18 protein-coding genes are annotated in these 18,882 nt (G+C 71.5%); 11 read left to right on the top strand and 7 right to left on the bottom strand.

The window, feature by feature from the left end; translation table 11 throughout:
• Window positions 1-86: 86 nt before the first annotated feature.
• Window positions 87-701, top strand: coding sequence for a TetR/AcrR family transcriptional regulator (locus ASE87_RS07080; protein WP_056227101.1), 615 nt, complete (start codon window positions 87-89; stop codon window positions 699-701).
• Window positions 702-792: 91 nt separating this feature from the next.
• Here the strand turns inward: ASE87_RS07080 and ASE87_RS07075 are convergent, their stop codons facing one another.
• Both ASE87_RS07075 and ASE87_RS07070 read right to left on the bottom strand, forming a co-directional pair.
• Complete coding sequence (locus ASE87_RS07075; protein ID WP_231567171.1) at window positions 793-1,833, bottom strand: aldo/keto reductase; 1,041 nt, start codon at window positions 1,831-1,833, stop codon at window positions 793-795.
• A gap of 249 nt (window positions 1,834-2,082) precedes the next feature.
• Complete coding sequence (locus ASE87_RS07070) at window positions 2,083-4,356, bottom strand: polyribonucleotide nucleotidyltransferase (RefSeq protein WP_043596663.1); 2,274 nt, start codon at window positions 4,354-4,356, stop codon at window positions 2,083-2,085.
• Window positions 4,357-4,694: 338 nt separating this feature from the next.
• Here ASE87_RS07070 and ASE87_RS07065 point away from each other — a divergent pair, with 338 nt between their 5' ends.
• Window positions 4,695-5,942, top strand: coding sequence for a hypothetical protein (locus ASE87_RS07065; RefSeq protein ID WP_157489730.1), 1,248 nt, complete (start codon window positions 4,695-4,697; stop codon window positions 5,940-5,942).
• Window positions 5,943-6,063: 121 nt separating this feature from the next.
• Here ASE87_RS07065 and rpsO read toward each other — a convergent pair whose 3' ends face one another.
• Window positions 6,064-6,333, bottom strand: coding sequence for a 30S ribosomal protein S15 (gene rpsO, locus ASE87_RS07060; RefSeq protein ID WP_043596660.1), 270 nt, complete (start codon window positions 6,331-6,333; stop codon window positions 6,064-6,066).
• A gap of 93 nt (window positions 6,334-6,426) precedes the next feature.
• Window positions 6,427-6,882 carry a VanZ family protein gene (locus ASE87_RS07055; protein WP_056227097.1) on the bottom strand — a complete coding sequence of 152 codons (456 nt, stop codon included), beginning with the start codon at window positions 6,880-6,882 and terminating at the stop codon, window positions 6,427-6,429.
• Window positions 6,883-7,029: 147 nt separating this feature from the next.
• Here ASE87_RS07055 and ASE87_RS07050 point away from each other — a divergent pair, with 147 nt between their 5' ends.
• Window positions 7,030-7,764 carry a M50 family metallopeptidase gene (locus tag ASE87_RS07050; RefSeq protein WP_043596657.1) on the top strand — a complete coding sequence of 245 codons (735 nt, stop codon included), beginning with the start codon at window positions 7,030-7,032 and terminating at the stop codon, window positions 7,762-7,764.
• A 40-nt stretch (window positions 7,765-7,804) separates the two neighbouring features.
• Here ASE87_RS07050 and ASE87_RS07045 read toward each other — a convergent pair whose 3' ends face one another.
• Complete coding sequence (locus ASE87_RS07045; protein ID WP_043596654.1) at window positions 7,805-8,344, bottom strand: adenine phosphoribosyltransferase; 540 nt, start codon at window positions 8,342-8,344, stop codon at window positions 7,805-7,807.
• Between the two features lie 140 nt (window positions 8,345-8,484).
• Between ASE87_RS07045 and ASE87_RS07040 the strand changes: the two genes are divergently transcribed.
• From ASE87_RS07040 to ASE87_RS07030, 3 genes are read left to right on the top strand one after another with little or no spacing between them, the layout of a single operon-like run.
• On the top strand, window positions 8,485-9,522 hold the full coding sequence (locus tag ASE87_RS07040; protein WP_056227095.1) for a M4 family metallopeptidase: 1,038 nt from the start codon (window positions 8,485-8,487) through the stop codon (window positions 9,520-9,522).
• Between the two features lie 56 nt (window positions 9,523-9,578).
• Window positions 9,579-9,878 carry a protealysin inhibitor emfourin gene (locus ASE87_RS07035; RefSeq protein ID WP_056227093.1) on the top strand — a complete coding sequence of 100 codons (300 nt, stop codon included), beginning with the start codon at window positions 9,579-9,581 and terminating at the stop codon, window positions 9,876-9,878.
• A gap of 8 nt (window positions 9,879-9,886) precedes the next feature.
• The gene (locus ASE87_RS07030) at window positions 9,887-10,504 is read left to right on the top strand and encodes a hypothetical protein (RefSeq protein WP_056227090.1); all 618 of its coding nucleotides are present in this window, start codon (window positions 9,887-9,889) and stop codon (window positions 10,502-10,504) included.
• Window positions 10,505-10,550: 46 nt separating this feature from the next.
• Here the strand turns inward: ASE87_RS07030 and ASE87_RS07025 are convergent, their stop codons facing one another.
• Window positions 10,551-11,519: a LacI family DNA-binding transcriptional regulator gene (locus ASE87_RS07025; RefSeq protein ID WP_056227089.1), complete on the bottom strand. Its 969-nt coding sequence runs from the start codon at window positions 11,517-11,519 to the stop codon at window positions 10,551-10,553.
• A 176-nt stretch (window positions 11,520-11,695) separates the two neighbouring features.
• Here ASE87_RS07025 and ASE87_RS07020 point away from each other — a divergent pair, with 176 nt between their 5' ends.
• From ASE87_RS07020 to ASE87_RS07000, 5 genes are all read left to right on the top strand, one after another.
• Window positions 11,696-12,520 (top strand): ABC transporter permease, encoded by an 825-nt coding sequence (locus ASE87_RS07020; protein ID WP_235472234.1) that lies wholly within the window; start codon window positions 11,696-11,698, stop codon window positions 12,518-12,520.
• On the top strand, window positions 12,517-13,314 hold the full coding sequence (locus tag ASE87_RS07015; protein WP_231567170.1) for an ABC transporter permease: 798 nt from the start codon (window positions 12,517-12,519) through the stop codon (window positions 13,312-13,314). Before ASE87_RS07020 ends, ASE87_RS07015 begins: the two co-directional genes overlap by 4 nt.
• Window positions 13,311-14,321 carry an ABC transporter ATP-binding protein gene (locus tag ASE87_RS07010; RefSeq protein ID WP_043596646.1) on the top strand — a complete coding sequence of 337 codons (1,011 nt, stop codon included), beginning with the start codon at window positions 13,311-13,313 and terminating at the stop codon, window positions 14,319-14,321. The genes ASE87_RS07015 and ASE87_RS07010 overlap by 4 nt, the downstream gene beginning before the upstream one ends.
• A 113-nt stretch (window positions 14,322-14,434) precedes the next feature.
• Window positions 14,435-15,505, top strand: a complete 1,071-nt coding sequence (locus ASE87_RS07005; protein WP_056227088.1) for an extracellular solute-binding protein — start codon at window positions 14,435-14,437, stop codon at window positions 15,503-15,505.
• A complete protein-coding gene (locus ASE87_RS07000; protein ID WP_235472233.1) occupies window positions 15,505-16,623 on the top strand; it encodes a hypothetical protein in 1,119 nt (372 codons plus the stop codon). The genes ASE87_RS07005 and ASE87_RS07000 overlap by 1 nt, the downstream gene beginning before the upstream one ends.
• A 22-nt stretch (window positions 16,624-16,645) precedes the next feature.
• Here the strand turns inward: ASE87_RS07000 and ASE87_RS06995 are convergent.
• On the bottom strand, window positions 16,646-18,882 hold a 2,237-nt coding region (locus tag ASE87_RS06995), incomplete at its 5' end, for a UvrD-helicase domain-containing protein (protein ID WP_056227086.1).

The following is an 18,882-nucleotide window of genomic DNA, read 5'->3' as shown; positions in this document are numbered from 1 at the left end:
TCGGCGGCTGGTCGGACGTCGTCAGAAGGTCCGGAGCGCGCGTCCCCCACGCGGCTTCAAGCCGAGACGTCCCAAGGAGCCACGCTGTGACGGTCGATTCCCCCCAACCGGCCGTCCAGCGTCTCCCTGGTCGCCCTCGCGCCGACTCCCCCGTCCCCGGCGCTCGGGCCCGCGTCCTCACGACCGCCGACCGCCTCTTCTACGACGAGGGCGTCCGCGTCGTGGGCGTCGACCGTCTCATCGCCGAGTCCTCGGTGACCAAGGCCACGTTCTACAAGCACTTCGGCGCAAAGGACACGCTCGTGCTCGAGTACCTCGCCGGTCGGCACGACCTCGAGGCCGCCGAGCTGGCGGCCCTCGTCGAGGCCCACGACGGCGGTCGCGCGACCCTCGAGGCCTACCTCGACGCGGTCGTCACCCGGGTCCAGACCGTCTCGTTCCGAGGCTCGGCCTTCGCGAACGCGGCGTCCGAGTTCAGCGACCCGACCCACCCCGTGCGCGTCACCATCGCCGAACACCGCGAGTGGCTGACGGGCGAGATGGTCTCCCTCTTCAAGGCGGCCGGCCACCCCTTGCCGGGCGACGCCGCCGACGATCTCGTCCTCGCCCTGGACGGTGCCCAGGTGGGCGCCTACGCCGGCGACGCCATCGCGGCGGCCGCGTCGCTCCGCCGCACGGCGGAACGACTCCTCGCCGCCTAGGTCACCGGCCGATTCCACCGGACGCCCGGCTGTCCGCGGGCGTCTCGGTCACACAGCGCGCAGGTCACCTCTCGACGATGACGTCCGACGATCAGGCGGAGGCGCGGTCGAGGTCGAGCACCTGGTTGCGCGTGAGCTGGACCCGTGCAGCCTGTGCGAGTTCGTAGACCTGTTTGGCGTTCGTCGCACTCGCGACCGGGGCCACGACGTTCGGCTTGGCGAGCAGCCAGGCGAGCGCGATGGCGGCACTCGAGACCTCGTGCACGGACGCGATGCGGTCGAGCTCGTGGACGACCTTGAGTCCTCTCTTGGAGAGGTACTTCGCCAGGACGCGACGACGCGGGCTGTGCGCCACGTCGGATCGCGATCGGTACTTGCCCGTGAGGAAGCCGCTCGCGAGGGCGAAGCGCGGCATGACGGCGAGACGCTGCTGTGCGGCGACGTGCGCCAGGCCCTTCTCGTACTCGGCACGGTCGAGGAGGTTGTACTGGTTCTGCAGCGCCACCATCGGGGCGATGCCGAGCATCCCCGCCGCGATGCGGGCTTCGTAGAGGCGGTTGCCCGAGTGGTGGGAGCCACCGAACCACCGGACCTTGCCCACCCGGATGAGGTGGTCGACGGCCAGCAGCGTGCGCTCGAACGCCACCTCGGTGTCGTCCACGTGCAGGTAGAGAAGGTCGATGCGATCGGTACCGAGCCGCTCGAGGGACGCGTCGACGGCTCGCTCGATCGACCGCGGGGTCAACCCGGGGTTGTCGGCGCTCTTGCCCACCTTGGTGGAGACGACCATGTCGTCGCGGGATCGGCGAGAACGCATCCACGATCCGATCATGATCTCGCTGCGGCCGCCCGCGTAGGAGTCGGCCGTGTCGACGAAGTTGCCGCCCAGGTCGAAGTAGGCGTCGAGCACGGAGGTCGTCTCGGCCTGGTCGGCCGTCCAGCCGAAGACGTTGCCACCGAGAGCGAGGGGAAAGACCTTGAGGTCGGAGAGACCGAGGCGCCGACGCGGCTGGATGATGCCGAGGTCGACGGGAACGGTGGGCTGGGCAGCCGAGGCACGGGCCGCAGCGACCGCGGCAGCGGCCAAGTCGGACATGGCTGAACGGGCGAGTTCGGCCGTCGTCTCGGTCACGCCGTCCCTTTCTCGTCGCGAACCGCCGATGCGACTCTGTGCGATCGCATGGGGTATGGTTCGCCCTCCACCATCAAGAATACGGCCACGCGCCCGGTTTCCACCGCCGCCGCACCCAATCGTTACGCCGTGTCGCCGCCCCGATCCGGGGGACGCGACTCCCGGTCCGATCGCGGCCCGAGAGCCGGGCGCCGACGGCGAAGGGCCCGCCCCGACCGAGGTCGGAACGGGCCCTTCGTGGCGTGCTGACTACGCGTCGACGGACTCGTCGGTCGACTGCTCGGTCGCTCCGCTCGAGTCGGTGTCGGCCTCGTCGGCCACGACCGGGGCGAGCGAGAGCTTGCCGCGGTCGTCGATCTTGGTGATCTCGACGAGGATCTTCTGGCCGACGCCGAGGACGTCCTCGACGTTCTCGACGCGCTTGCCACCGGCGAGCTTGCGGACCTCGCTGATGTGCAGCAGGCCGTCCTTGCCGGGGAGGAGCGAGACGAACGCACCGAACGACGCGATCTTGACGACCGTTCCGAGGAACTGCTCGCCGATCTCGGGGTTGGTCGGGTTCGCGATGGCGTTGACCTGGGCACGGGCGGCCTCGGCCGAGGGGCCGTCGACGGCACCGATGTAGACGGTGCCGTCTTCTTCGATGCTGATGTCGGCGCCGGTCTCGTCCTGGATGGCGTTGATCGTCTTGCCCTTGGGGCCGATCAGCTCGCCGATCTTGTCCTGCGGGATCTGGACCGAGATCACGCGGGGCGCGGTCGGGGCCATCTCGTCGGGGGCGTCGATCGCCGAGTTGAGGACGCCGAGGATCGCGGTACGCGCCTCTTTGGCCTGCTTGAGGGCGGCGTCGAGCACGGCGGTCGGCAGACCGTCGAGCTTGGTGTCGAGCTGGATCGCCGTGACGAACTCGCTCGTGCCGGCCACCTTGAAGTCCATGTCGCCCAGGGCGTCTTCGGCGCCGAGGATGTCGGTCAGGGCCGCGTAGCGCGTCTGGCCGTCGACCGTGTCGGAGACGAGGCCCATGGCGATGCCGGCGACCGGGGCCTTGAGGGGCACACCGGCGTTCAGCAGCGACAGGGTCGACGCGCAGACCGAACCCATCGACGTGGAGCCGTTCGAGCCGAGGGCCTCGGACACCTGACGGATGGCGTAGGGGAACTCTTCGCGGCTGGGGAGCACCGGCACGAGGGCGCGCTCGGCGAGGAAGCCGTGCCCGATCTCACGACGCTTCGGCGAACCCACGCGGCCGGTCTCACCGGTCGAGTAGGGCGGGAAGTTGTAGTGGTGCAGGTAGCGCTTCTTGGTGACCGGGCTCAGCGAGTCGATCTGCTGCTCCATCTTGAGCATGTTCAGCGTGGTGACACCCATGATCTGGGTCTCGCCGCGCTGGAAGATGGCCGAACCGTGGACGCGCGGGATGACCTGGACCTCGGCGTCGAGCGGACGGATGTCGGCGAGGCCGCGGCCGTCCATGCGGATCTGCTCGGTGAGGATGCGGTCGCGGACGACCTTCTTCGTGGCCGACTTGTAGGCGGCACCGACCTGGCCGAGGGCCGTGTCGGGCAGCTCGCCCGCGTCGACCTTGGCGGCGATGACGTCCTTCACGCGCGACTTGAGGGCGTCGTCGGCGTCCTGGCGCTCGATCTTGCCGGCGATTTTGTAGACCTCGGCGAGCTCGGTGCCGGCGGCGGCCGTGACGGCCTCGAGCACCTCGTCGGTGTAGGGCAGGAAGACCGGGTAGTCCGCGATCTCCTTCGCGGCCTGGGCGGCCATCGTCGCCTGGGCGTCGACGAGCTGCTTGAGGAAGGGCTTGGCGGCCTCGAGGCCCTGGGCCACGATCGCCTCGTCGGGCTTCGTGGCGCCGCCCTGGATGAGACCCCAGGCGTGCTCGGTGGCCTCGGCCTCGACCATCATGATCGCGACGTCCTCGTTGCCGGCGGCGTCGGTGACGACACGGCCCGCGACGGTGAGGTCGAAGACGGCGTCGGCGAGCTGGCTCGCCTTGGGGAAGGCGACCCACTGGTCACCGATCAGGGCGAGACGCACACCGGCGATCGGGCCGGAGAACGGCAGGCCCGAGATCTGGGTGGAGGCGCTGGCCGCGTTGATCGCGAGGGCGTCGTAGAACTCGTCGGGAGCGATGCTCAGCACCGTGATGACGACCTGGACCTCGTTGCGCAGGCCCTCGACGAACGAGGGACGCAGCGGCCGGTCGATGAGGCGGCAGACCAGGATGGCCTCGGTCGAGGGACGACCCTCGCGACGGAAGAACGAGCCGGGGATCTTGCCCGCGGCGTACGAACGCTCTTCGACGTCGATGGTGAGCGGGAAGAAGTCGAAGTTGTCCTTCGGCTTCTTGCTGGCGCTCGTGGCCGACAGAAGCATGGTGTCTTCGTCGAGGTAGGCAGCGACGGCTCCCTGAGCCTGCTGGGCGAGACGACCGGTCTCGAATCGGATGGTGCGCTTGCCGAACTTGCCGTTGTCGAGGACGGCTTCGCCGAACTTGATCTCTGGACCCTCCATGTGGGGGCTACTCCTCTTTGTTTTGCATCGAGGCCCCGTGTGGGCATCGATGTGTACCGGAGCGGACGGCGTGGACGGCATGGCGACATGCACGTGCAACAACGCGACGGAGGCGGTGGCACGTCTGGCCAACAGTAGAAACGGTCGGACCCCGCTCCCGACCCGGACGCTCGGCGCCGGTCGGGGCATTCCGCCTGTCACCACCGGTGACCAGCAGCCGTACCGGCCTGCTCCGAGGGCGATGCTAGCACTCGCACCCGTCCGGCCGGGGTGCGGACCGTGGGTGTCGCCCGGACGGGGAGGCGCGGTGCCGGGGGGACGGCGTTAGGGTCGAGATCATGCGTTCTCACGACAGGTCCGGCCGGGATCGTCGCGCGAGCCGTCTCGCGGTGGCGACCGGCGCCTCCTTGGCTCTCGTCCTGACGACGCTCGTGGCACCGTCCGCCGCGTCCGCCGCGGGGTACCCGACCTGGGCACAGGTCGAGGCCGCGAAGGGGAACGCCGCGGCGACCCAGGCGCAGGTCGACCTGATCGACGCGTCGCTGGACAGCCTCGAGAAGGCCGCGTCCGACCGCAGCGACGAGGCCGTCCTCGCCGACCAGGCGAACGCGACGGCCCAGGCAGACCTCGCGGCTGCCGCGCAACGGGCGGACGAACTCGCCGCGGACGCCGAGCGTGCGCGGGCCACCGCCGACACCGCGAAGCGGGAGGCCGGCCAGCTGGCCGGCAGCCTGTTCCGCACCGGCGGCACGCAGACCATGGGCACCGACCTCTTCACGTCGCCCGACCCCGGCGCCGCCCTCTACCAACTGGGCTCCCTGACGCAGCTCGGCGACCGGTGGCAGACGGTGCTGGCCGATGCCACCACCGCGAGCAACACGGTGTCCTCGCTCAGCGAGCAGGCGACCACCGCGGCCGATCGGCGCGACGGCCTCGCCCGCGACGCGCAGGCCACGGCCGACCAGGCCACCGCGGCGCAGGCGACCGCGGACGGCGAGGTCGCCGACGCCACCGAACGATCGGCCGATCTCTACGCCCAGCTCGCCGCCCTCAAGGACTCGACGGCCGAGCTCGAACAGCAGTACCGGACCGGGGTCGCGGCTCAGCAGGCGTTCGCGGCGCAACAGGCGGCGGCGAAGGCTCAGGCCGCGTCGGCGGCGAAGGCTCCGTCGGGCTCGTCCGGAGCCGGTGGGGCATCGTCGGGAGGCAGCCCCTCGTCCGGAGGCACGGCACCCGGCACCGGCGGCGGTTCGGGGGGCGGCGGCACGGCTCCCCCGGTCGGGGCCGTTAACGATCCGTCCGGTGCGAAGGCCTACGCCGCCACGAAGGTCGGCGGCGGAGCCGAGTACACCTGCCTCGTGCAGCTCTGGAACAAGGAGTCCGGCTGGCGGACGAACGCGTCCAACCCGTCCAGCGGTGCGTACGGGATCCCCCAGTCGCTGCCGGGCAACAAGATGGCCTCGTTCGGGCTGGACTGGCAGACGAACTACAGGACCCAGGTGAACTGGGGCATCTCGTACATCCAGAGCAGCTACGGCACCATGTGCTCTGCGTGGGCGCACTCGGTCGCGCACAACTGGTACTGAGTCCGGTCGCGTCGACCGGCAGTCGGGAGCGCCTCGGCGGGAACGAGAGAACGGCCCCCTCGGCGTGCAGCCGGAGCTGCGTGCCGAGAGGGCCGTCGTCGAGACGTTCGGAGCGCGAAGACTAGCGGCGCAGGCCGAGACGACCGATGAGCGTACGGTAGCGCTCGATGTCGACCTTGGACAGGTAGCCCAGGAGGCGACGGCGCTGGCCGACGAGCAGCAACAGGCCACGACGCGAGTGGTGGTCGTGCTTGTGCTCTTTGAGGTGCTCGGTCAGGTCGAGGATTCGCTGCGTCATCACGGCGACCTGGACCTCGGGGGATCCGGTGTCGCCGGGGTGGGTCGCGTATTCTTCGATGATCCGGGTCTTGACGTCAGGTGCGAGTGCCATGGAGGGATCCCCTTTCAGTTCGTTGCGCGGTGCTCGTCACCGGATGTGCGAGCTCTCTTTCTCCGCGGCCGTTCAGACGGCAACCTGAGGAGCCTACCAGACGGGCGACGTCGCCCGCTGTCGCGGTCGGCTCCGACCGCGACGCCGACGGGGCAGGACGAGTCCGACGAACGCTGCACCGATCGCCGCCCCGAGGGTGTTCATCACGAGGTCCTGCGGGTCGGAGAAGCGCGTCGCCGACAGGTACGTCGCCTGGACGGTCTCGATGCCCACCGTCGCGGCGAAGCCCACCACGATGCCGACCCACCAGAACCGCTTGGGCAGCAGCAGCGCCGGGAACATGCCCATCGGCACGAACATCGCCACGTTCGCGGCGGCCTCGACCCGGGCGAAGGTGATCCACGAGGTCTCGTCGTGCCGGGCGAAGACGTCGAGCGCCCGCCAGAGCAGCGCCCCGGTGTTCGCGTCGTAGACGCTCGGGCGCAGGGTCATCCAGGCGACCCCGGCGAGGTAGACGAGGGTGAGCAGGAGGAGGACGGCGCGACGCATCCGTCCATCGTGCGGCACCGGTCGGTGGGAGGACGCCCGGAACGGCCGAAGATCAGCCTGGAGGACGACCCGCCCCGGGGGCGACCGCGGCAGGGCCGAGGAGGCGCGGCGTCCGACCGCGTGCACCGCGCCTCCTAGGCTCGTCGCGTGGACGCACTCACCGACCTCTGGGCCCGGATCAGCCAGCTCGCCGCCCCCCTGCCCGGCTCGTGGCTGCTCGGCAGCGTCGTCGCCGGCCTGCTGCTGGTGCTGCTGCCGGGCACCTGGCACACCGTGCGGCACGCCGTCACCGTCGTGCACGAGGGCGGGCACGGGCTCGCCGCGGTGCTGACCGGGCGGCGGCTCACGGGCATCCGCCTGCACTCGGACACCTCGGGCCTGACCGTCTCGAAGGGGCCGCGGACCGGGCCGGGCATGATCATCACGCTCCTCGCCGGTTACACCGCACCCGCGATCGCCGCCCTGGGCGCCGCGTGGCTGCTGTCGGCCGGCTACGCGGCGGGGCTGCTCTGGGCGCTGCTGCTGCTGCTCGCGCTGATGCTCGTGCAGATCCGCAACTGGTTCGGGCTCTGGGTGGTGCTGCTGGGCGCGGCCCTCGTCGTCGTCGTCACGTTCTTCGCGTCACCGACCTGGCAGGCCGTGTTCGGGCTGGTCGTCACGGCGGTGCTGGGGTTCGGGGCGCTGCGCGCGTCGCTCGAGCTGCAGCGGAGCCGGCGTCGCTCCCGCTCGACCGCGTCGGACGCCGACCAGCTCGCCGGGTTGACCCGGGTGCCGGGCGTCGTGTGGGTCGGGGTCTTCGTTCTCGTGGCCCTCGCCTGCCTGCTCGGCGGGGCCGGGCTGCTCTTCCCCGGGGCGCTCGAGGCCGCGCGCTCGTTCGCCTGAGGCCGGTCGGCGCCCGTCGCCCGTCACACGGCGCGAGGCGTCAGGCGGGTGCGGACGAGAGGGCGTGCACCGGGACGTGGCCTTCGAGTCGGGCCCGGCCGCCGAGACCGTCGAGCTCGAGCAGCACGGCGACGCCGGCCACGACGTAGCCCGCGCGCTCGAGCAGGGTGACGGTCGCCTCGACCGTGCCGCCGGTCGCGAGCACGTCGTCGACGATCAGGACGCTCGACCCCGCCGGGATCTGGTTCGGACGCAGCTCGAGCGTGGCCTCGCCGTACTCGAGGGCGTAGCTCTCGCTCAGGACCTCGCCGGGCAGCTTGCCCGCCTTGCGCACCGTGAGGACGCCGACGCCCTGCTCGATGGCGATGGCCCCGGCGAGCGCGAAGCCGCGCGCCTCGATGCCGGCGACGGCGACGAACCCGCCGTCGAACGGCTCGGAGAGCGCCGTGGTCACGGTGGCGAAGGCGTCGGCGTCGGAGAAGAGCGGGGTGACGTCGCGGAAGAGGATGCCGGGCTTCGGGAAGTCGGGGACGACGGCGATCTTGCTGTCGACGAACGTGGAGGCATCGGTGACGGTCATGCCGTCAACGCTAGTCGGGCGGACGGCGCCCCCCGCCCCCGCGCCCTTCGTCGTCCGGCCGGCGACGCGCGACCGACCGGTACGTCACGATCGTGTGAACAGTCGGGCCCGATGTCGGAGGCGCGTGCGAGAGTGCACGCATGTCGCGGTTCATCGTCCCCCCGTACCTGCTCGCCCACCTCGCCGAGGCCGACTCGCCCCGCCTGCACCGGGCGCCGCAGGCCGCACGCAACGGGCTGCTCGCGATGGAGTCCGTCGACCGCAACGCGACTCCCCCCGTCGTCCGGGGCGCGCTCGGCGCCGAGTCCGTGCTCGAGCGCACGGTGTTCGACGCCCAGGGCACGGAAGAGCTGCCGGGCGTCCGCGTCCGCGGCGAGGGTGAACCCGCCACCGACGACGTCGCCGCCACCGAGGCGTACGACGCACTCGGCGCGACCTACGCGCTCTTCCGCGAGGTCTACGGGCGATCGTCGATCGACGGCGCCGGGCTGTCCCTCGACGCGACCGTCCACTACGGCCAGGACTACGACAACGCTTTCTGGAACGGCGAGCGGATGGTCTTCGGCGACGGAGACGGCGAGGTCTTCGAACGCTTCACGGCGTCGGTCAGCGTCATCGGGCACGAGCTCACCCACGGGGTCACCCAGTACACCGCGAACCTCACCTACCAGGGGCAGTCGGGTGCACTCAACGAGTCGGTGAGCGACGTGTTCGGGGCCCTCGTCGAGCAGCACCTGTTCGGCCAGACCGCCGACGAGGCGACCTGGCTCATCGGCGAGGGGCTCTTCACCCCCGACGTGCAGGGTCGGGCACTGCGGTCGATGAAGGCCCCGGGCACCGCGTACGACGACGACGTCCTCGGGAAGGACCCTCAACCCGGTCATCTGGACGACTACGTCGAGACCACCGACGACAACGGTGGGGTGCACCTCAACTCGGGCATCCCCAACCGGGCCTTCTACCTCGTCGCCGAGGCCCTGGGCGGCGAGGCCTGGCTGCGAGCGGGTCAGATCTGGTACGACACGCTCACCGGCGGCACCCTGTCGACCGAGGCCTCCTTCGCCCAGTTCGCGGCGGCGACGGTCCGAGCCGCCACGGCACGGTACGGAGCGGATTCCGACGAGACCCGGGCGACATCGGCCGGGTGGGAGGGCGTCGGGGTCACCCCGGCGGCCTGAGACCGGCCGGCGCGAGCCCCTGCTGTCCCGCACACCGCCGGGGTAGCATCGCGCCCATGAAGGTCACCGTGTCGCGCTCCGGTGGTTTCGCCGGCCTCACCCGCAGCTGGTCGGTCGACGTCGACTCCGAGCCCGACACCGAGTCGTGGCTCGTGCTCATCGACCAGGTGCCCTGGTCGCAGGCCCCGGCGGCCCCGCAGGCGGTGCAACCCGACCGCTTCGTCTGGGTCATCACGGCGGAGACCCGACCGACCCGCAAGGCCAAGCTGCCCGAACAGCAGGTCACCGGCCCGTGGCGCGAGCTCGTGGACCGTGTCCGCAGCACGTCAGAGGCCGAGGCCGGTCCGACGCGATGAGGGACGGAGTGCGCCGACCTCGCCGACGGCTCTCGGGCGAGGTGCTGGCCGGGCTGCTCGCCCTCGTCGTCCTCGTGGCGGGCGGGATCGGCGTGGCCGTGGTGCAGAGCGGCAACCCGCTGAACGTCCGCGGGGCCGCCACCGCGCCTCCGTGGGCTCGCCCTGCGACCGACCAGCTCGAGACAAGGGCGGCCGCCGCCGGCCTCGAGAACGTCTGGGGGCAGGACCTCGCCATGCACGTGCACACGCACCTCTCGATCACCGTCGACGGGCAGGCGGTCACGGTGCCCGGTGACATCGGGCACGACTCCGACACGAAGTTCGCCGCCGAGATCCACACGCACGACACGAGCGGCATCGTGCACGTCGAGTCGCCCACGCGCGAGACGTTCGTCCTGGGACAGCTGTTCAGCGAGTGGGACGTAGCGCTCGACGGACAGGGCGTGGGATCGCTCGGGCACGACGACGGGCTCGAGCTGCACGCCTTCGTCGGGGGCAGCCCCTACACGGCCGACCCGGCCGGCATCCCGCTGCGGGACTTCGAACGCATCGACCTCGTGCTCGCGCCGATCGGCGAGACGGTCACCGCGCCTCCGGCCTTCGCCTGGCCCGCGGACTACCGCTGAGCCGCCCCGACCGCTCGGCCCAGGTCGCCGGAGCCCGCCGACCAGGTCACGGCCAGCGGACCGGGACCGGGAGGCGCGTGGTCGTCGGCTCGGACGGGCCGCCCGGTGCCAGCAGCTCGAGCAGGCGACCGGCTGCGACCCGCCCCAGGTGCTCGCCGTCGACGTCGATCGCCGGGACCCCGACCAGCCCCAGGGCGTCGACGACCATGCGTTCCGAGCTGACCGTCACGGAGCGGTCACGGTGCTCGTCGGCCCGGAGGACGAACATCAGGCCGAGCCCGATGGCCGTGGCGTAGGGAACGACGGCCGTCGCCCCGGAGGCGAGGACGTCGTCGCTCGCCCGCACCCCGGCCTCGAAGGTGGACGGGTACGGCCCCAGCACCGTGAGTTCGGCCCGTCCGGCGGCGGCCTCGACCACCGCGGCCGTGCGCTGGACGTTCTGCCACGAGCCGTCGGGCCCACCGAGGTAGACGACGCGCTCGTGCCCCTCGGCGACGAAGCGCGACACGAGCGAACCGAACGCGGTCGCCGTGTCGGCCACGACCGACGACGCCCCGACCACCTCACGGTCGACGAGGACGGTCGGCTTGTGGCCCGTCGCGGCCCGCACGACGTCGTCGGCCCCACGCGGGGCCACGACGATGAACCCGTCGACCTGGTGAGACAGCCGCTCGAACGCGGCCAGTTCGCCCGCCTCGGCCAAGGGGTGCACGGCGACCGTCAGCTGCAGATCGGCCTCGCCCGCCGCGGCCTGGGCCCCGGCGATGATCGGCGTGAAGAACGCGTTGTCGAGGGTCGGCACGACGAGGGCGACGACGCCCGTGCGCCCGCGGGCCAGCTGCCGCGCCGCACGGTTCGGCACGAAGCCGAGCTTCGCGGCGGCGGCGAGCACGCGACCGGCCGTGTCGGGCGACACCAGCTCGGGGCGACTGAGCACGCGTGAGGCGGTGGCCTTCGAGACGCCCGCGAGCGTCGCCACGTCCGCCAGCGTCGCGAGCCGCCCTGCCCCAGTCATGCCCACCACCCTAGGGCCTCCGTGGAACCGGTCCCGCGCGGCGGTCCGAGGCTTGTAACAAGGTGTTTACACGGCAGGACCGAAGCGGGCGATCTGCGCCCTTAGGGTCGATGTAACCGGTTTCACCCGACGTGGAGCCGACATCCCCCTGAGGCAGAACCCATCGGAGGACACTCGTGACGTCCCGCAAACCCGCGCTGCTGTTGCTGCTGCCGGGCCTCGCCTTCCTGCTGATCGGGTTCGCGGTGCCATCGCTCGCGATGCTCTTCGCCCCACCCGGCGTGACCGCCGGCGAGATCGTCGGCCGGCTCGGCCAGATGCTCACCGACCCCTTCGACCTGCGCATCATCGGACGCACCGTCGGGCTCGGCCTGGTCGTGACCGTGATCTGCGTGGCCCTCGGCTTCCCCGTCGCCTACCTGCTCGCCCGCTCGACCTCACGCTGGTCGGGCGTCCTGCTCGCCCTGGCGATCTTCCCGCTGCTGCTCAGCAACGTCGTGCGCACCTTCGGCTGGCTCGTGGTGCTCGGCAAGAACGGTGCCATCGGTCAGCTGCTCACCACGCTCGGCCTGGTCGACGAGGCCCCACAGCTGCTCTACACCGAGCTGGCGATCGTCCTCGGCCTGACCCAGTTGTTCCTGCCGCTCGCGATCATCTCGTGCTACTCGGCCGTGGCCCAGGTCGACCCGGGCCTCGACGACGCCGCCCGCGGACTCGGCGCGAGCCGCACCCGAACCTTCTGGAGCATCGTCGTGCCCCTCTCCCTGCCCGGCGTCGTCGTCGCGGCCACCCTCGTCTTCGCGGGCTCGGTCACCGCCTACACGACCCCGTACCTGCTCGGCGGCTCGGGCCAACGCATGCTCGCCACCCAGCTCTTCTCGTACTCGAGCGTGACGATCGACTGGGCCGGAGCCTCGGCCACCGCGTTGATCATGACCGTCCTGGTCTTCGTCGTGTCGGGCCTGTCGTCGCTCGTCGCCCGGAAGGGAGCCACCTCGTGACCACCCGCCGCCCGGTCGCCGGAACCCTCGCCGTCGCCGGCTACGTCGTGATGATCGTCCCGATCCTCTTCGTCGTCGCCACCGCGTTCACGAGTGAACGCACGCTGCGCTTCCCGCCGCAGGGGTTCTCGCTGCGCTGGTTCGAGGCCGCACTCGGCTACGACCCCTTCACCCAGGCCCTCGTCTCGAGCCTCCAGCTCGCCCTCATCGCCACCGTGCTCGCCCTGCTCGTCGGCATCCCCGCGACGCTGGCGATCCATCGCGGCAGGCTGCCGGGCAAGGGGCTCGTCGAGGCGCTGTTCCTCTCGCCGTTGATCGTCCCCGAGCTCGTGGTGGGGCTCGCGCTCTACCAGCAGCTCGTCATCGGGTTCCGGCTCGACGCCTTCCCCGTGCTGCTGATCGGACACACCGTCTTGATGCTTCCCTACGCGGTCCGCGTGACCGGTGCCTCCCTGGCCCTGGCCGACCCCGCGCTCGAAGAGGCCGCCCGTGGGCTCGGTGCCTCTCCCCTGCGGGCCTTCGTCACGGTGACCCTGCCGCTGCTGCGCCCGGGCATCTTCTCGGCGGCGCTGCTCAGCTTCGTCACCTCGTTCAACAACGTGCCCCTGTCGCTGCTGCTGCAGAGCCGCGACTTCCGCACCCTGCCCGTCACGATGCTCGACTACGTGCAGCAGAGCTACGACCCCATGGTCGCGGCGATGGCCACGCTCATCCTCGCGGGCACCGTCGTCATCGCCGTCATCGCCGAACGCACCGTCGGCTTCGCCAAGATCTTCGGAGGCATCAACAGATGAGCACCGCAGCAGAATTCGTCGCCGTCAGCCAGGTCTTCGGCGATTTCACCGCCGTCGACTCGATCGACCTGTCGATCGCCGAGGGCAAGCTCACGACGCTGCTCGGCCCGAGCGGCTGCGGCAAGACGACGAGCCTGCGCATGCTCGCCGGCTACGCCGCCCCGACGTCGGGCACGATCCGCATCGCCGGCGTCGACAGCACGCGCACCCCGCCCGAGAAGCGCGACCTGGGCATGGTGTTCCAGTCGTACGCGCTCTTCCCCCACCTCAGCGTCGCCGACAACGTCGGCTACGGCCTGAAGCTGCGCGGCGTCGACACCGCCGAGCGCCGCCGTCGCGTGATGGAGACCCTCGACCTGGTCGGTCTGGCCCACCTCGCCGGCAGCAAGCCGAAGAAGCTCTCGGGCGGTCAACAACAGCGCGTCGCCCTGGCCCGCGCCATCGCGATCCGCCCGAAGCTGCTGCTGCTCGACGAGCCGTTGTCGAACCTCGACGCGCGCCTGCGCGTGCAGATGCGCGCCGAGATCCGCCGCATCCAGGGCGAGACGGGCCTCACCGTCGTGCTGGTCACGCACGACCAGGACGAAGCGCTCGAGATGAGCGACGACATGGTGCTCATGCGTGCCGGTCGCATCATGCAGCAGGGGTCGCCCCAGCACGTGTTCCCGAACCCTGCGAACCGCTTCGTCGCCGACTTCCTCGGCTACGAGAACTTCGTCACGGCGGCCGACGGCACCCTGCTCGCGATCCGCCCCGAGCACCTCGGGGTCACGCCCGAGACCCCCGCAGGAGGCGCGGCGCACGACGGCCTGCACCTCGCCGGGGTCGTCAGCGACGTCGCGTACCGCGGGGTCGACCTGCTCGTCACCGTGCAGGCCGTCGACGCCACCGGTGCGGAGGTGCGTCTGCTCTCGGACGTCCGCAGCACGGGCTCCGAGACGGTCGCGATCGGCGACCGGGTGACCGTCACGGCGCCGGCGTCGCGGCTCGTGGCCCTCGCCGACTGACCCGCCCGGTGCGCGGAGCCGCGCGCGCCTCCTCGGCTCTCCCCTCCACCACCCCACCCACCCGCGTTCCACACCGCCCGGTCTCGCCGAGACCGCCCCGAAAGGACACGACCATGACCTCCACCCTCCGCACCCGCCTGGCGATCGTCGCCGGCGTCGCCGCGACGACCCTCGTGCTCGCCGGCTGCTCCGCCGACGGCGGCGGCGAGCCCGACGCCGACACGATCACCGTGAGCACGTTCCCGTTCGGCGTCGAGGAGTTCCAGGAAGCCGTCATCGACCCCTTCACCGAGAAGACCGGCATCGAGGTCGTCGTCGACACCGGATCGAACTCGGACCGCCTGTCGCAGCTGCAGGTCGCGGGCGGGCAGCCCGACGTCGACGTCATGCTGATCTCGGACTACTACGCGGCCCTCGGCCAGGAGGACGACCTCTTCCAGCAGGTGGACGCCTCGGCCGTGCCGTCGCTCGACGAGATCGCCGACTTCGCGAAGGAGGACACCTACCTCGGCCCGGCCTACAGCTACCAGCTCAACGGGACGATGTACTCGACCGACGAGCTGACCGCCGACGAGGCCGCGAAGTGGAGCCTGTACGGCGAGGACGAGCTCTCGGGCAAGGTCGCCCTGCCGGACATCTCGGTGACGGCCGGCCAGCTGATGGTCTCGGGCGTCGCCGCCGAGTACGGCGACGGCCCCTACGACATCGACGCGGCCCTCGACCAGCTCGGCGAGTGGGCCCCGGGCGTGCTGCAGTTCTACAGCTCGTCCACCGAGGTCACCAACCTGCTGACGCAGGGCGAGATCGTCGCCGCGGACTCGCTGAGCGGATTCGCGACCGACCTCGTCGAGTCGGGTGAACCGATCGCCTGGACGGCGCCGGCCACCGGCCGCTACATGGCCACCAACCGCGCGATGATCCCGACGGGTGCCGAGAACGTCGACGGCGCGAACCAGTTCGTCGACTACCTGCTCTCGATCGAGGCGCAGACCTCGTCCGCCGAGATCGTCGGCGACCTGCCGGTCAACCCCGGCGCCACGGTGCCCGACACGATCGAGGCCGTCGTGGGCGACATCGCCGCCGACCCGGTCGCGGCGGGCTATTCGACCCTCGACCCGACCGAACTCGTCCCCACCCGCTCGGAGTGGGTCGACCGCTTCGCCCGTGAGGTGACCTCGCGCTGATGAGCAACACCCTGCCCCCGGCCTACCTGGACCGCATGCCCAAGGCGGACCTGCACTGCCACCTGATCGGGACGGTCCGCGCGAGCACGTTCGCCGAACTGGCCCGCCGCGAGGGACTCGTCCTGCCCGACGAGCCCGAGCGGATCTTCGCCGACATCAACTCGCTGCCGCCCGACCCGGCGCTCTACCGCGACACCCGCATCCCCGTGCCGCAGGGGCCCAGCGCCGACGAGCCCGAGGTGTCGTACTCGTTGTTCCAGGCGTCCAACTGGGTCGTCGAGGTGCTGCGCGACGCGGACGACCTCACCCGGATCGTCTACGAGGCCTTCGAGGACGCGCACCACGCGAGTGCGACGCGGCATCTCGAGCTGTTCTTCGACGCCGTCCCGCCGCACCTCGCGTCGCTCGGCTACACCGGCTCGGTGGAGGCCTACGCCGAGGGCATCCGGCTCGCCGAGCGCGACTTCGGCATGACCGGACGCATGATCCAGGGCATCGACCGCAGCCGGAGCGGCGAGCACGCCCTCGAGCTCGTCCGTCAGGTGGTCGACCACCCGCACGAGTACGTGGCCGGGATCGGCCTCGACAACCTCGAGACGAGCGGGCCGCCCGAGCGGTTCGTCGACGCCTACCGACTCGCGGGCGAGGCCGGGCTGGGTCGGACGGCCCACTCGTCCGAGCACTCCCCCACCGCGGTCAACACGATCACGTGTCTCGACCAGCTGGGCTGCGACCGCATCGACCACGGGTACTACGTGCTCGAGGACGACGAGGTCGTCGCGCGCATGCGCGACGAGCAGGTGGCGTTCACCGTCGTGTCGACGACCTCACGACGGTCGTGGCGTCCCTGGCGCCGCGCCTCCGTCGAGGCCATGCTCGAGGCGGGCCTGAACGTCGTGCCGGCGTCGGACGACCCGGGCATGTTCCCGACGACCCTCGCCGCCGAGTACCGGATCGTGCACGAGCAGATCGGGGCGACCGCCGACCAGGTGCGCTCGATGGCCTACGCCGGTGTCGACGCCAGCTGGCTTCCCGGCGCCGAGAAGGAAGCGCTGCGGGCTCGGTTCGACCGCGAGCTGGCCGCCCTCGACCACGAGTTCGGGGTCGCCGGGGTCTGACCCGGCGCGGGGCCGACCCGGCCTACGAGACGACCGTGAGGCGTTGCGTGGGCCGGGTCATCGCCACGTAGAGGCTGGCGTTGCCGCGGCGGCTGGCCTGGCGAACGCGCTCGGGGTCGACCACGACCACCGAGTCGAACTCGAGCCCCTTCGACGTCGTCGGGCTCAGCACCGAGATCGGCTTGGTCAACGACGCCGTGCCGGCGGCCACCAGACCGTCGAACTCCGCGGACAGGGCCTCGACCAGCGCCTGGACGGCCTGCTCGGGGGCGATCACCGCGAGCGTGCCCTCGGAGTCGATCGCGCGGTCCGCCCGGACGGCCTCGACGGTGGCGCGCACGAAGTCGTCCTTCGAGGAGGCGCCGGTCACCTCGCGCACCGGCCACTCGCTCGACCGCACCGACCGGCTCGGGGTGATCCGGAGCCCGGTCGACGTCGCGACGTCCTCGGCGTAGGTCACGATCTGCGCCGGCGTGCGGTAGTTGACGGTCAGCTCTTCGAGCCGCCAGGGAGCCGAGGTGCCCTGCGCGCCACCCCCTCGACGACGGCCGAGCAGGGCCTGCAGGGCGCGGTCCCACGAGGTCGCCGACGCCGGGCTCGAGGCCTGGGCGATGTCGCCGACGACGGTGAACGACCGCAGCGGGCACCGACGGGAGAGCAGCCGCCACTGCATGGGTGACAGTTCTTGCGCCTCGTCGACCACCACGTGGCCGAAGGCCCAGGTGCGGTCCCCCGCGGCCCGCTCGGCCGTGGTCATCGACGCCGCGCGCTCGGCGAAGCCTCCGGCGATCTGCTCGGCGCTGACCATGCCCTCGACGCCCATGTTCTCGATGGCGCGCTCGGCGTTCTCGATGTCTCGTTTGCGCTGGGCCTTGCGGGCCAGGCGCTCGGGGTCGACACCGGCCTGGAACTCGCCGAGCAGCTCGGCGGCCTCGTCGAGCAGCGGCACGTCGGAGACCGTGAAGCCCGCCCCGCGTTCGCGCCGCAGCAGGGCGCGCTGCTCGGGCGTCCAACGCGGGGTGATCGAGGCGAGCCAGTTCGGCCGGGCGTACAGGTCTTCGACGAGCTTCTCGGCGCTCAGCGGAAGCCAGGCCGTGTTGAGGAGCACGCGCACGTCGTACGACTGCCGGATGTCTTCTCGGAGGACGGCCTCGTCGGACTCGTCGACCGTCGTGCCGTGCTCGCGCATCTGGTCGACCAGCTGGCGCGTCAGCGCCGAGAGGGCCGCCTTGTTGAAGGTGACCCGGGCCACGTTGTGCGGCTTGCCGCGCTCCTGGGCCTTGCGCATGGCCTCGCCGACGAGCTCGGGGCGCACCACGAGGCGTTCGCCGTTGATGTCGATGGTGGTCGGCTCGGCCGGGCGGATCTGCCGAGACCGGACGGCACGACGCATCAGCTCGGCCATCTCGGCGGACCCCTTGAGGGCGGCGACGTCGGGCGCGTCGTCGGTCTGGGCCTCGACGCCCGGGTACAGGCCGCCGAGGCTCGACAGGACGACGCCGCTCTCGCCGAGCGAGGGCAGCACCTGTTCGATGTAGCGCAGGAACGACCTCGACGGCCCGACGACGAGCACGCCCGAGCCCTTCAGCCGGTCGCGGTGCGAGTAGAGCAGGTACGCGGCCCGGTGCAGCGCGACGGCCGTCTTGCCCGTGCCGGGGCCGCCCTGGACGACGAGCACGCCGTCGAGCTGCGAGCGGATGATGCGGTCTTGTTCGCCCTGGATCGTGGCGACGATGTCGGTCATGCGGCCGGTGCGCTGCGCCGTCAGCGCGGCCATGAGCGCCCCCTCGCCCTGCAACTGCACGTCGTCGCGGTCGAGCAGGTCGGGGTCGAACACCTCGTCCTCGAGACGGGTGACGGTGCGCCCCTCGAGGGTCAGGTGGCGACGGGCGCGGGCCCCCATGGGAGTCGCGGCGGTCGCCTGGTAGAAAGCGCTGGCCCCGGGCACGCGCCAGTCGAGCAGGATCGGGTGGTGGGCCTCGTCGCGCAGGCCGATGCGACCGATGTAGCGGTAGCGCCCGCCCTCGCCCGGCTCGGCCGGCCGGTCGACGTCGCCGGTCTGGCCGAGCAGGTCGGGCGTCTCGAGCTCGAGGCGACCGAACGCGAGCCGCTCGTCGACCGAGCCCAGCTGGACGATGGTGTCCTCGTACAGGCGCGCGTAGGCGTCGCGCTCGCTTCGGCTCTGGTGGTTGCCGCCGACGGTCTCGCGGCGGGTCCGTTCGAGCCGGACGCGGGCGTCGGCCTTCAGCTCGTCGAGGC

It is taken from the genome of Frigoribacterium sp. Leaf44 (genome assembly GCF_001421865.1).
GTDB lineage: Bacteria > Actinomycetota > Actinomycetes > Actinomycetales > Microbacteriaceae > Frigoribacterium.
Note: the sequence above shows the minus strand (reverse complement) of the source record. Positions and strands in the feature narration are given on the sequence as shown.

What these genes read in the sequence shown, in the direction of transcription:
- ASE87_RS07070 (WP_043596663.1), bottom strand. Translation starts at nt 4,356, where the DNA reads ATGGAGGGTCCAGAGATCAAGTTCGGCGAAGCCGTCCTCGACAACGGC.
- ASE87_RS07065 (WP_157489730.1), top strand. Translation starts at nt 4,695, where the DNA reads ATGCGTTCTCACGACAGGTCCGGCCGGGATCGTCGCGCGAGCCGTCTC.
- rpsO (WP_043596660.1), bottom strand. Translation starts at nt 6,333, where the DNA reads ATGGCACTCGCACCTGACGTCAAGACCCGGATCATCGAAGAATACGCG.
- ASE87_RS07055 (WP_056227097.1), bottom strand. Translation starts at nt 6,882, where the DNA reads ATGCGTCGCGCCGTCCTCCTCCTGCTCACCCTCGTCTACCTCGCCGGG.
- ASE87_RS07045 (WP_043596654.1), bottom strand. Translation starts at nt 8,344, where the DNA reads ATGACCGTCACCGATGCCTCCACGTTCGTCGACAGCAAGATCGCCGTC.
- ASE87_RS07040 (WP_056227095.1), top strand. Translation starts at nt 8,485, where the DNA reads ATGTCGCGGTTCATCGTCCCCCCGTACCTGCTCGCCCACCTCGCCGAG.
- ASE87_RS07035 (WP_056227093.1), top strand. Translation starts at nt 9,579, where the DNA reads ATGAAGGTCACCGTGTCGCGCTCCGGTGGTTTCGCCGGCCTCACCCGC.
- ASE87_RS07025 (WP_056227089.1), bottom strand. Translation starts at nt 11,519, where the DNA reads ATGACTGGGGCAGGGCGGCTCGCGACGCTGGCGGACGTGGCGACGCTC.
- ASE87_RS07010 (WP_043596646.1), top strand. Translation starts at nt 13,311, where the DNA reads ATGAGCACCGCAGCAGAATTCGTCGCCGTCAGCCAGGTCTTCGGCGAT.
- ASE87_RS07005 (WP_056227088.1), top strand. Translation starts at nt 14,435, where the DNA reads ATGACCTCCACCCTCCGCACCCGCCTGGCGATCGTCGCCGGCGTCGCC.
- ASE87_RS07000 (WP_235472233.1), top strand. Translation starts at nt 15,505, where the DNA reads ATGAGCAACACCCTGCCCCCGGCCTACCTGGACCGCATGCCCAAGGCG.